The organism is Corynebacterium sp. UBA2622, from assembly GCF_002339505.1.
GTDB lineage: Bacteria > Actinomycetota > Actinomycetes > Mycobacteriales > Mycobacteriaceae > Corynebacterium.
Genome location: NZ_DDJO01000023.1, coordinates 180422 through 192443, shown reverse-complemented (window position 1 = coordinate 192443; position 12022 = coordinate 180422). Strand labels below are relative to the sequence as shown.

Genomic DNA, 12022 nt, shown 5'->3' with positions numbered 1-12022 from the left:
CGGGGCAGCGCGTGACGACGACCCAGGTGCCCGCCGGAACATCCAAGACGGAGAGGGCCTACGACTGGATCCGCGAGCGGATCCGCACCCGGGAGTACGAGCCGGGCCACCGCCTCGTGCTTTCCAGCATCGCCGAGTCCCTGGATGTCAGCGTCGTCCCCGTCCGAGAGGCCATCCGCATCCTCGAGGCCGAGGGGATGGTCACCTACGAGCACAACGTCGGCGCGCGGGTGTCCATCCTCAATCGCCGCGAGTACGCCGAGACCATGGAAACGGTCGCGGTGCTCGAGGCAGCGGCGACGGCACTTGCCTCCCCGCACGCGACGGACGGGGACCTCGCCGAGGCGGAGCGGATCAACGAGGAGATGAAGGAGCTGATCAATGACTTCGACGCGGTGGCGTTTACCGCCCTGAACCAGCAGTTCCACAGCGCGCTCTTCCGCCACTGCCCGAACAGGCGCCTGGTCAACCTGGTGCTGCGGGAGTGGGAGGAGCTGGACCGCCACCGCGTGTCCACCTTCCGCTACGTGCCGGAGCGCGCCGCAACCTCCGTCGCGGAGCATTCCCAGCTGATCGCCCTGATCCGCGCGAAGGCGTCCCCCGACTATATCGAGACCGTCGCCCGACAGCACCGTATGGCGACGCTGAAGGTCTACCTCGACCACGTCGACCACCCCGACACCCCCTGATAACCAACCCCTGAGAAACCCCACCACCGAGGAGAAAAACCATGACCTACGACAACAGTGCAGCAAAGCCCGACAACCTGCCGGAGAAGATCCTCCACTACATCAACGGCGAGTTCGTCGAGTCCCTCGACGGCGACGAGTTCGAGGTCCTCGATCCCGTCACCAACGAGACCTACATCAAGGCCGCCTCCGGCAAGTCCGCCGACATCGATCGCGCGGTCGCCGCCGCGAAGCACGCCTTCGACAACGGCCCGTGGGCCCGCGCCCTGCCGCGTGAGCGCTCCCGCGTCCTGCACAAGATCGCGGACATCGTCGAATCCCGCGCCGAGACCCTCGCCGCCTGGGAGTCCTTCGACTCCGGTCTGCCCATCACGCAGGCCAGCGGCCAGGCCCGCCGCGCCGCGGAGAACTTCCGCTTCTTCGCGGACCTCATCGTCGCCCAGACCGACGACGCCTTCAAGGTCCCCGGCCGCCAGATCAACTACGTCAACCGCAAGCCGGTCGGCGTCGCCGGTCTGATCACCCCCTGGAACACCCCGTTCATGCTCGAGTCCTGGAAGCTGGCGCCCGCGCTGGCCACAGGCAACTCCGTGGTGCTCAAGCCCGCCGAGTTCACCCCCCTGTCCGCGCAGCTGTGGGGCGGCATCTTCGAGGAGGCCGGCCTGCCCAAGGGCGTATTCAACCTCGTCAACGGCTTCGGCGAGGAAGGCTACGCCGGCGACCCGCTGGTCAAGCACCCCGACGTCCCGCTGATCTCCTTCACCGGCGAGTCCCGCACGGGCCAGATCATCTTCGGCAACTCCGCGCCCTTCCTCAAGGGCCTGTCCATGGAGCTCGGCGGCAAGTCCCCGGCCGTCGTGTTCGAGGACGCCGACCTGGAGGCCGCCATCGACGCGACCATCTTCGGCGTGTTCTCCCTCAACGGCGAGCGCTGCACCGCCGGCGCGCGCATTCTGGTCCAGCGCTCGATCTACGACGAGTTCGTGGAGCGCTACGCCGCCCAGGCCTCCAACGTCAAGGTCGGCCTGCCGTCCGACCCGTCCACCGAGGTCGGTGCCCTGGTCCACCCGGAGCACTACGAGAAGGTCATGAGCTACGTGGAGATCGGCAAGCAGGAGGCCCGCCTCGTCGCCGGCGGCGGCCGCCCCGAGGGCTTCGAGGAGGGCAACTTCGTCCAGCCCACCGTCTTCGTCGACGTCAAGCCCGAGGCCCGCATCTTCCAGGAGGAGATCTTCGGCCCCGTCGTCGCCATCACCCCCTTCGACACGGAGGAGGAGGCCCTCGAGCTGGCCAACAACACCAAGTACGGCCTCGCCGCCTACATCTGGACCTCCGACCTGAAGCGCGCCCACAACTTCGCGCAGAACGTCGACTCCGGCATGGTGTGGCTGAACTCCAACAACGTCCGCGACCTGCGCACCCCGTTCGGCGGTGTGAAGGCCTCCGGCCTCGGCCACGAGGGCGGCTACCGCTCGATCGACTTCTACACGGAGCAGCAGGCAGTCCACATCAACCTCGGCGAGGTCCACAACCCCGTCTTCGGCAAGCAGGGCAAGTAAGCCCCGTCCCCGCACCCCCACATCAAGGAGAAAAGTCATGACCGCACAGGCACCCGATATCCTGCGTTGCGCCTACATGGAGATCATCGTCACCGACCTCGCCGAGTCCCGCCGCTTCTACGTGGACACCCTCGGCCTGGTCGTCACCGAGGAGGATGACGAGGCCATCTACCTGCGCACCTACGAGGAGTTCATCCACCACAACCTGGTGCTGCGCAAGGGCCCCGAGCCGGCCGTGGCCGCGTTCTCGTTCCGTGTCCGTTCCCCGGAGGACCTGGACAGGGCCGTCGCATTCTACGAGGAGCGCGGCTGCCGCGTGGAGCGGCGTAAGGAGGGCTTTGTCAAGGGCATCGGCGACTCCGTGCGCGTGGAGGATCCCCTGGGCTTCCCCTACGAGTTCTTTCACGACGTCAAGCACGAGAAGCGCCTCGCGTGGTCCTACGATGCCCACATCCCGGGTGCCCTGGTCCGACTGGACCACTTCAACCAGATCACCCCGGACGTGCCCAAGGCCGTGGAATACATGGAGGACCTCGGTTTCCGCATCACCGAGGACATCCGCGACAAGGAGGGCACCGTCTACGCGGCGTGGATGCGCCGCAAGCCCACCGTGCACGACACCGCCATGACCGGCGGCGACGGCCCGCGTATGCACCACATCGCCTTCGCCACCCACGAGAAGCACAACATCATCGCCATCTGCGACAAGCTGGGCGCGCTGCGGGAGTCCGACCGCATCGAGCGCGGGCCCGGCCGCCACGGCGTGTCCAACGCGTACTACCTCTACCTGCGCGACCCCGACGGCCACCGCGTGGAGATCTACACGCAGGACTACTACACCGGCGATCCGGACAACCCGGTGGTGACCTGGGACGTGCACGACAACCAGCGCCGCGACTGGTGGGGCACCCCGGTCGTGCCCTCCTGGTACCGCGACGGTTCCCGCGTGCTCGACCTCGACGGGAACCTCGTCGACCTGGTCACCCGCACCGACGCATCCGAGCTGGAGCAGACCATCGGCGCCGACGGGTTCTCCTACACCCGCGAGGACGACGCCGAGGAGATGCCCGACTGGAAGCAGGGCGAGTTCAAGCTGGGCCACAGCCTCTAGGACCGGCGCGCCCGCGGTGGCGCTGACAAGGGAAGAAAACCGGCCCGAACTACACGCACTGGAGTGACTGACATTGCTGGAAAAGAAGGTAATCGACCGCATCGCGGACGAGCTGGCGGAGGCGGAGAGCACCCGCTCCATGGTCCCTCTGCTGACCAGGCGCTACCCCGGGATGGAGGTCGAGGACTCGTACGCCGTCCAGGCCGAATGGGTGCGCCGGGGTGAGCAGGCCGGGCGTCGGCTCGTCGGCCGCAAGATCGGCCTGACCTCGAAGGTCATGCAGGAGGCGACCGGTATCACCGAGCCGGATTACGGCGCCATCTTCGACGACATGATCTTCGAGAACGGCTCCGTGATCGAGCACGGCCAATTCTCCAATGTGCGCATCGAGGTCGAGCTTGCGTTCGTGCTGAAGAAGGACCTCTCCGGGCCGAACGCGACAATCTTCGATGTCCTCGACGCCACGAAGTACGTGGTGCCTGCCCTGGAGATCCTCTCCAGCCGCATCGAGATGCAGGGACGCACCATCGTGGACACCATCAGCGACAACGCCGCGATGGGCGCGATGGTCTACGGCGGCAACCCCGTCGCCCCGGACGCCGTGGATCTGCGCTGGGTCTCCGCGCTGCTCTACCGCAACGAGTCCCTCGAGGACACCGGCGTCGCCGCGGCGGTGCTCAACCACCCCGCGATGGGTGTGGCGTGGCTGGCCAACAAGCTCCACGGCCACGGGGACGCCCTCAAGGCGGGTGACATCATCCTCGCCGGATCCTTCACCAAGCCCATGTGGGTGCACAGGGGCGACACCGTCCACGCCGACTACGGAAAGCTGGGAGCGATCACATGCCGTTTCGTCTAGAACTTCCCCCCACCTTCGCCGAGCGGGTCTCGGCGCTGCCTGAGGGCGACGCCCTCGTCGGCGCGTGGGTCACCTCCGGCTCCGCCACCAACGCGGAGATCGTCGCCAACGCGGGTTTCAGCTGGGTGCTTATCGACGCCGAGCACTCCCCGTACGGGCTTGAAACCATCCTCGACCTGCTGCGCGCCGTCGGCTCCTCCCGGGCGACACCCGTGGTGCGCCTGCCCGTGCTGGACACCGCGCTGATCAAGCAGTATCTGGACCTGGGGGCGCAGAACCTCATGGTCCCGATGGTGCACACCCCGGAACAGGCGGAGCAGGCCGTCGCCGCGATGCACTACCCGCCGCGCGGTGTGCGCGGGGTGGGCAGCGCCCTGGCGCGCTCCTCCCGGTGGAACGGGGTGGAGAACTACCTCGCCCGCGCCAGCGAGTCGGTGAGCCTGACCGTGCAGATCGAATCCAAGCAGGCCGTGGAAAACGCCGCCGAAATCTTCGCCGTCGAGGGCGTGGACCAGGTCTTCGTCGGCCCCTCCGACCTGGCAGCGTCGATGGGCCTGCTGGGTCAGCAGACCCACCCGGAGGTGCTCGCCGCCGTGGAAGAGACCTTCCGGGCCGCCCGCGAAGCTGGTAAACCGGTGGGTGTCAACGCTTTCAATCTCGACCAGGCCCGCACGTATCTGCGACAGGGTGCGGCGTTCGCCCTCGTGGGCGCTGACGTCCAGCTGCTGGCGAACTCGGCGCGCGCGCTGGCCGCGGACTTCACGCACGACAACTAAGGAGCTAGGGAAATGGTTAACACGGAAGAACTTCTGAACAAGATTGAGAAGCGTCTGTTCATCGGCGGCGAGTGGCGCGACGGCTCGGCGGGGGAGACCTACGAGGTACTCAACCCCGCCACGGAGGAGGTGCTCGCGACGATGGCCTCCGGTACCCGCGAGGACTCCCTCGCCGCTCTGGATGCCGCACACGCGGCCCGAAAGGAATGGGAGCGCACCGCACCGCGCACCCGCGCCGAGATCCTGCGCAGGGGTTACGACCTGATGATGGAGCGCGCCGAAGAGTTCGCCACCATCATGACCCTGGAGATGGGCAAGTCCTTTACGGAGGCGAAGGGCGAGGTCGCCTACGGTTCCGACTACCTGCTCTGGTTCTCCGAGGAGGCGAATCACTTCTTCGGCCACACCAACCAGTACCCGGCCAAGGGCAACCGCATGGTCACCGTGCACAAGCCGGTGGGCCCGTGCCTGCTGATCACCCCGTGGAACTTCCCGCTGTCCATGGCCACGCGCAAGATCGCCCCGGCGCTGGCGGCGGGCAACACGGTGATCGTCAAACCGGCGAAGCTGACGCCGCTGACCATGCAGTACTTCGTGCAGACGATGGTGGAGGCCGGCGTTCCCGACGGTGTGATCAACATCGTCTCCTCGAAGTCCGCCTCCAACGTCTCCGAGCCGATCATGGAGGATCCGCGCCTGCGCAAGATGTCCTTCACGGGTTCCACCCCGGTCGGCTCCTCGCTCATGGAGCTTGCGGCGAAGAACGTCATCAAGGTCTCGCTCGAGCTGGGGGGCAACGCCCCCGCCATCGTGTTCGCGGACGCCGACGTTGACGGTGCCGTCGCGGGTGTCAAGGCCGCGAAGATGCGCAACATCGGCGAGGCGTGCACTGCCGCCAACCGCATCCTGGTGCACGAGTCCATTGCGGAGGAGTTCACCGCGAAGTTCGTCGAGGCGGTTGCCGCGATGAAGGTGGGCAACGGCATGGACGAGGGTGTGGAGGTCGGCCCCCTCGTGGAGGCCAAGGCCGTCGAGCACATGAAGGAGCTCGTTGAGGACGCCGTCGCCCACGGCGGCACCGTCCGAACCGGCGGCAAGGCCGTCGACGGCAGGGGCTACTTCTTCGAGCCGACCGTCATCACGGGTGCGTCGCGGGACGCGAAGGTGTTCCGCGAGGAGATCTTCGGGCCCATCGCGCCCATCTTCACCTTCTCCACCGAGGAGGAGGCGTGGGAGATGGCCAACGACACCGAGTACGGCCTCGCCTCCTACGTGTTCTCCGAGAACCCGGACATGATGTTCCGTGCCTCGGACAACCTGGAGTTCGGCATCCTCGGTTTCAACTCCGGCGTCATCTCGGACGCGTCCATCCCCTTCGGTGGCGTGAAGGCCTCCGGCCTGGGCCGCGAGGGATCGCGCGAGGGGATGCTCGAGTACACGGAGGTCCAGCACATCGGCACCCGCGACCCGTACGAGCGCGTCAAGTAGCTTCGCGTGCGGCTGAAACCCTGCCCGGTCACCTGGCCGGGCGGGGTTTTTGTTTGCCTGCTCAGGCCGCGCCGGGGGCGGAAAGGGCCTGCTTACGGAAGGCGCTCGGGCTGATCCCGTACGCACCCTTGAACAGGCGCGACAGGTGCGAGGGGTCCGGCAGACCCACCTCGGCGCCGATGGTGACGATGGCGTCGCCGGCGCGGCGCGGATCCGCCAGCTTGGAGCGCAGCAGGCGCAGGCGCTTGTCGCGGATCACAGCGGCAACTGTTGTGCCCGTCCCGGAAAAAAGGCCGTGGAGGTGGCGCACGGAGATGAACAGCGCGTCGGCGATGGTGCGTGGGTTGAGTTCCGGGTCTGCAAGGTGGGCGTCGATGACGGCGTGCGCGCGGCGGATGAGGGTGTCGGTGCGGTCGTTGTCGCTCTCCGGGCCGAGCTCGGAGGCGAGGACGGCGACCAGCATGTCGAGCGCGGAGTGGATCAGGGCGCTGCCGTGGGGGCCGTCGAGAAGCGAGAAGTTGTTGGCGAGCTGCCGCAGGAGAGGGACGATAACCGTTCCCAGCCCCTCGTCCGCCGCGACCCGCCGGGCGGTGATGCCGCGGATGCTCGCGCCCGGGAGCTGCACGAGGCGCTCGGGGAAGAGGATGATCAGGCTGCGCTGATCGCCGCTGTAGCACAGGTGGTACGGCCGGTGTGTGACGTAGAGGGCGAGGTCGCCCGGGCGGAGGTGGGTGGTCCGGCCGTCCTGGGTGACCACCAGCTCGCCGTCAAGCTGGAGGCTGAGCTTGCAGTACGGGCCCGCGTGGCGGGCGTTCGCGGCGGCGCTGACCTCGTCGAGGGAGACGGTGTGGGCCGGTGTCTCCAGGAAGAACAGGCTCACCCCGTCGATGTCCATGCGCTGGATGGAGCCCGAGAATGCGGTGGGGGCATCGGCATTGATGCGCAGCGCACCGAACCCGGCGGTGGCCTCGCGCCACTGGGGGAGGGACAGGCTGGTGCTCACCTGGATGGACACGGGGCCTCCTTCCGCCGGTGGTGCGCCCTGGGACGGGCAGATCCCTGGCTCTGATCCTTGACACCGGATGAAACATTCGTGCACGGAATGTGAACTACGGTACACCACGGTCAAAGTAGTTAGGTGCCGCTCATGAGATGATGGCGGAGTTCGAACACAACCTTTTGCACACCCCCGAGGACAGGAGCACCCCGTGTCTTTCCCATCTACTCTTCCTACGACGAGCTTCTCGCGGCCATTGATGCCGGCGAGTCCGGGCGCGAGATTCTCAACCCCGCAACGGGTGAGCGCGTCGGCTTCGCGGACACCGACACCGTCGAGGACCTCAACAGCGCCGTCGCGCGCGCCCGGGAGGCCTTTGCGACGTCCCGCACCACCACCCACGAAGAGCGCAGCGCCATGCTCAACGCTGCGGCAGATGCCATCGACGCGAACGCGGAGCCGCTGGCGGAGCTGCTCTCCCGCGAACAGGGAAAGCCCCTGAACGGACCGAACGCCCGTTTCGAGGTCGGCGCGTGCTCGGGGTGGCTGCGCGCCACCGCCTCCTTCGAGCTTGAACCCGAGGTCGTCGTCGACGACGGCGAGACCTACTCCACCATGACGTACCGCCCGATCGGGGTCGTGGGTGCCATCGGCCCGTGGAACTGGCCGATGATGATCACCGTCTGGCAGGTCGCCCCCGCCCTGCGCATGGGCAACACCGTGGTGGTCAAGCCCTCGGAGTACACCCCGCTGTCCGTCAAGGCGCTGATCCACCTCATCGCCACCGCCGTACCGGAGGGCGTGCTCAACTACGTCTCCGGCGACCGCGAGCTCGGCGCCGCGCTGTCGAAGCACGAGGACGTGGACAAGATCATGTTCACCGGCTCGACCGCGACCGGCCAGAAGATCATCGAGGCCTCCGCGCCCACCTACAAGCGCCTCACCCTGGAGCTCGGCGGCAACGACGCGGGCATCGTGCTTGACGACGTCGACCCGAAGGCCGTCGCCGAGGGCCTCTTCTGGGGCGCCTTCATCAACACCGGCCAGACCTGTGCCGCCCTGAAGCGCCTCTACGTGCCGGACGCCATCTATGACGAGGTCGTCGACGCGCTCGCCGAGTTCGCCGCGAACGTCCCCATGGGCGAGGGCATCGACGAGAACAACGTTCTCGGCCCCCTGCAGAACAAGGCGCAGTTCGACATCGTCGCCGACCTCGTGCAGAAGGCGAAGGACTCGGGTGCCCGCATCGTCATGGGCGGTGACCCCGAGGAGGGGCAGAAGGGTTACTTCTACCCGACGACCCTCGTCGCCGACATCGACCCGGGCAACGCTCTAGTGGTGGAGGAGCAGTTTGGTCCCGCCCTGCCGATCGTGCGCTACACCACGCTCGACGAGGCCATCGACATGGCCAACTCCCTCGACGTGGGCCTCGGCTCCTCCGTCTGGTCCTCCGACCGCGAGCGCGCCCTCAAGGTGGCCGAGCGCCTGGAGGCCGGCACGACGTGGATCAACAACCACGGCGCCGTCGACCCGCGCATCCCCTTCGGGGGTGTCGGCCACTCCGGTTACGGCGTCGAGTTCGGCGTCGAGGGTCTTAAGGGCCTCGGCCAGCCGCACGTGATCACGGGCTAGGGTTTCCGGGAACGGCCGAAGGGGCCGTCGAAAAGCACTCCGCTTCTCGACGGCCCCTTGAACGCGCACTAGGCGGAGTAGGACTTATCCCAGGCTTCGAGGAACGCGTCCGTCTCCTCCGCGTTGGTGACGGTGATGCGGATGCCCTCGGGGAAGGCGCGCACGAGGAGGTTGTTCTCGGCGAGCTTCTTCGCCAGGTCCTGGGGGCTGACGCCAAGGGACTCGGCGGGGATCCAGACGAAGTTGGTCTGCGACTCCGGGGAACCGAGGGGGGCGAGGGCCCCGTGTAACCGCTCGCGCTGCTCGGCGGTGGTACGCACCCGCTTGTCCAGCTCATCCTGCATCTCCAGCGAGGCCAGGGCGCCGGTCTGGGCGATGGAGCTGACGCTGAAAGGCACGGCGACCTTGTTCAGGGCCTCGATGATTTCCTCGGGCCCGAAGGCGTAGCCGATGCGCGCGCCGGCGAGACCATATGCCTTGGAGAAGGTGCGAAGGCCGACGACGTTCGGGTAGGCGGAGATCTCCTCGGTGGCGATGGGGGAGGTTCCGGAGAGGTTGTACTCGAAGTAGGCCTCGTCGAGCCCGACGAGAACGTCGGCCGGAACCTTGGACATGAAGTCCTTCCACTCTTCCTTGGTGATGGTCGTCGCGGTCGGGTTGTTGGGGTTGCACACGAAGATGAGCTTCGTGTTCTCGCTCACCGCCGCGAGCAGCCCATCCAGGTCGACGCGGTGGTCGGCGGTGAGCGGCACCGCGACTGGGTTGGCACCGGCCACGCGGGCGAAGATCGGGTAGGCCTCGAAGGAGCGCCAGGGGAAGACCACGTCGTCGCCCGGCTGAGCCACAATGTTGACCAGCTGCTGGCACAGTGCGGAGGAGCCCGTGCCCACCGCCACCTGCTCGGGCGCGAGCCCCAGGTGGCCCGCAATGGCGGTGCGCAGCTCCAGGGCGCCCATGTCCGGGTAGCGGTTGATGGTCTCGAGGGACTCCGCCATGGCCGCCTTGACGGAGGGCAGCGGGCCCTCCGCGATCTCGTTGGAGGAGAGCTTCACGGCCGCGTCGTTGCGCGCACCGGGGACGTAGGCGGGGAGGTGGGAGAGGTCGGGTCGGATCACGGGGGTGTACTCCTTCAGGGGCTTTTCGGGCGGTGTCGGTTAACTCTGGCTCGCTGCGAACCGTACCCCGCGGCGCGTGCTGCGGGGTACGGTGGGCGCGCGGTGTCTACGGGTTGCGGGGGCCGCGGGGTCCGAAGTCGAAGTCGGCGGTGGCGGGTCCGAAGCCCTGCAGGGCCTTGGGGGCGTCGAAGGGGTCGAGGTGCATCTCGATGAACGCGCCCTTGTCCGAGTCGGCGACCTTCGCCAGCACGTCCTCGAGCTCGCCCTCCGTGGAAACCTTGTGGCACTCCACGGTGGTGTCGGCCTTGAACACCCTGGGCAGCTCGCTGAATTGCCAGTTCTGGATGTCGTTGTACTCCTGCTCCATGCCGAGGATGAAGCGCTCGATGGTGTAACCGCGGTTGTTCATCAGGAAGATGATGGGCTTGAGGTCCTCGCGCAGGATGGTGGAGAGTTCCTGTGCGGTGAGCTGGAAGGACCCGTCGCCGATGAACAGCAGGTGGCGGCGCTGCGGGGCGGCGAGCATCGCGCCCATGAGGGCGGGAAGGGTGAAGCCGATCGAGCCCCAGATGGGCGAGTTGATGTACTTCACCGAATCCGGCATGCGCTGCGGGCCCAGCCCAATGTTGGAGGTGCCGGCCTCGGCGATGACCACGTCGCCCTCCCGGATGAAGTTGGCGATGCGCGGCCACAGGCGGGCCTGGGTGAGGGATTTATCCGGCTGGACGTCGTACTCCGGCGCGCCGACCGGCTCCGCCTCGGTCTTGGCCCGCTCGGGGATGGCCGAGGCAATGTCCTCGAGCACCTCGAGGGAGTTGATGCCCACGATGAACTCCTGGTCGAGCACCATGTGCTGGTCGCCGAAGTTGACCACCCGGTCCTCCGGGAGGGCGTGGGTGAAGTTGCCGGAGTTGACCTCGATGAACCGCGGGTTGGTGGTGACCAGGAAGTCCGAACCCTCCACCTGCTCGCGCACCCCCGGCGCGGAGGCGGCGCCGTTGTAGGTGCCCACGCACAGCGGGTGGCGCTCGTTGAGCTGCGCCTTGGCGGACGCCATGTGTGCGTAGGGGATCTGGGCACGGTCGATGATGCGGCGGAACACGTCGGTGAAGCCGTGCCGGTCCGTGTCCTGGTCGAGCAGGAAGAGCGGCCGCTCAGCCTTGGTGAACTCGCCCAGGAATTTCTCCACGGCCGCTTGGCGACGCTCCGAGTCGCTCGACGGGAGCTCCACGGTGAACGGGGCATCCGGCACCTCCACCTCGAGGTGGGTGATGTCGGAGGGGATCTGGATGTGCACCGGGCGCTTCTCGCGCACGCAGGTGCGCAGTGCGCGGTCGAATTCCTCGACCACGTTCATCGGGGACACGCGGATGGCGACCTCGGTGAAGGGCCGGAAGGCGTCGAGCATGTTGTCGTAGTCGCCGTCGGCGAGGGAGTGGTGCAGGTTCCAGCGGTACTCGGTGGCGTACTGCGGGGGAGCACCGGCGATGGAGACGACAGGGACGTGCTCGGCGCGGGCCCCGGCGATGCCGTTGAGCGCGGAAAGCTCGCCGACACCGTACGTGGTGAGCAGGGCGCCCACGCCGTGGAGGCGGGCGTAACCGTCGGCTGCGTAGGCCGCGTTGAGCTCGTTGCACGTGCCCACGAAGCGGAAATCGTCCGCGGCCTCGATCTGCTCCAGGAAGCTCAGGTTGAAGTCGCCGGGCACACCGAGGATTTCCCGGATGCCGAGGGCCTTGAGCCGGTCGATGACGAAATCACCGATGGTCATTGTTGCCACAGTGTTCTCCTTGGTG

At 67.3% G+C, this 12022-nt stretch carries 10 protein-coding genes; 7 read left to right on the top strand and 3 right to left on the bottom strand.

Annotated elements, in window-relative coordinates; translation table 11 throughout:
* The first annotated feature begins 11 nt into the window (after positions 1 to 11).
* The 6 genes from B3611_RS09910 to B3611_RS09885 all read left to right on the top strand — a co-directional run bounded on the left by B3611_RS09910 (position 12) and on the right by B3611_RS09885 (position 6482).
* Complete coding sequence (locus tag B3611_RS09910; RefSeq protein WP_291314910.1) at positions 12 to 689, top strand: GntR family transcriptional regulator; 678 nt, start codon at positions 12 to 14, stop codon at positions 687 to 689.
* 41 nt (positions 690 to 730) lie between these two features.
* A complete protein-coding gene (gene hpaE, locus B3611_RS09905; RefSeq protein ID WP_291314909.1) occupies positions 731 to 2248 on the top strand; it encodes a 5-carboxymethyl-2-hydroxymuconate semialdehyde dehydrogenase in 1518 nt (505 codons plus the stop codon).
* 37 nt (positions 2249 to 2285) lie between these two features.
* Positions 2286 to 3359, top strand: a complete 1074-nt coding sequence (gene hpaD / locus B3611_RS09900) for a 3,4-dihydroxyphenylacetate 2,3-dioxygenase (RefSeq protein ID WP_291314908.1) — start codon at positions 2286 to 2288, stop codon at positions 3357 to 3359.
* 73 nt (positions 3360 to 3432) lie between these two features.
* Positions 3433 to 4218 carry a 2-oxo-hept-4-ene-1,7-dioate hydratase gene (hpaH, locus tag B3611_RS09895; RefSeq protein WP_291314907.1) on the top strand — a complete coding sequence of 262 codons (786 nt, stop codon included), beginning with the start codon at positions 3433 to 3435 and terminating at the stop codon, positions 4216 to 4218.
* Positions 4203 to 4994, top strand: a complete 792-nt coding sequence (locus tag B3611_RS09890; protein ID WP_291314906.1) for an HpcH/HpaI aldolase family protein — start codon at positions 4203 to 4205, stop codon at positions 4992 to 4994. Before hpaH ends, B3611_RS09890 begins: the two co-directional genes overlap by 16 nt.
* Positions 4995 to 5006: 12 nt before the next feature.
* Complete coding sequence (locus B3611_RS09885) at positions 5007 to 6482, top strand: NAD-dependent succinate-semialdehyde dehydrogenase (protein WP_291314905.1); 1476 nt, start codon at positions 5007 to 5009, stop codon at positions 6480 to 6482.
* A 61-nt stretch (positions 6483 to 6543) separates the two neighbouring features.
* Here B3611_RS09885 and B3611_RS09880 read toward each other — a convergent pair whose 3' ends face one another.
* Entirely contained in the window at positions 6544 to 7497 is a 954-nt protein-coding gene (locus tag B3611_RS09880; RefSeq protein WP_291314904.1) for a helix-turn-helix domain-containing protein, read from the bottom strand.
* Positions 7498 to 7701: 204 nt separating this feature from the next.
* Between B3611_RS09880 and B3611_RS09875 the strand changes: the two genes are divergently transcribed.
* Positions 7702 to 9111: an aldehyde dehydrogenase family protein gene (locus B3611_RS09875; RefSeq protein WP_291314962.1), complete on the top strand. Its 1410-nt coding sequence runs from the start codon at positions 7702 to 7704 to the stop codon at positions 9109 to 9111.
* A 68-nt stretch (positions 9112 to 9179) separates the two neighbouring features.
* On the opposite strand, the gene hisC is transcribed toward B3611_RS09875, so the two are convergent.
* Both hisC and B3611_RS09865 read right to left on the bottom strand, forming a co-directional pair.
* Positions 9180 to 10226: a histidinol-phosphate transaminase gene (hisC, locus tag B3611_RS09870; RefSeq protein ID WP_291314903.1), complete on the bottom strand. Its 1047-nt coding sequence runs from the start codon at positions 10224 to 10226 to the stop codon at positions 9180 to 9182.
* Positions 10227 to 10332: 106 nt separating this feature from the next.
* Positions 10333 to 11997, bottom strand: coding sequence for an alpha-keto acid decarboxylase family protein (locus B3611_RS09865; protein ID WP_291314961.1), 1665 nt, complete (start codon positions 11995 to 11997; stop codon positions 10333 to 10335).
* Between the last annotated feature and the right edge of the window lie 25 nt (positions 11998 to 12022).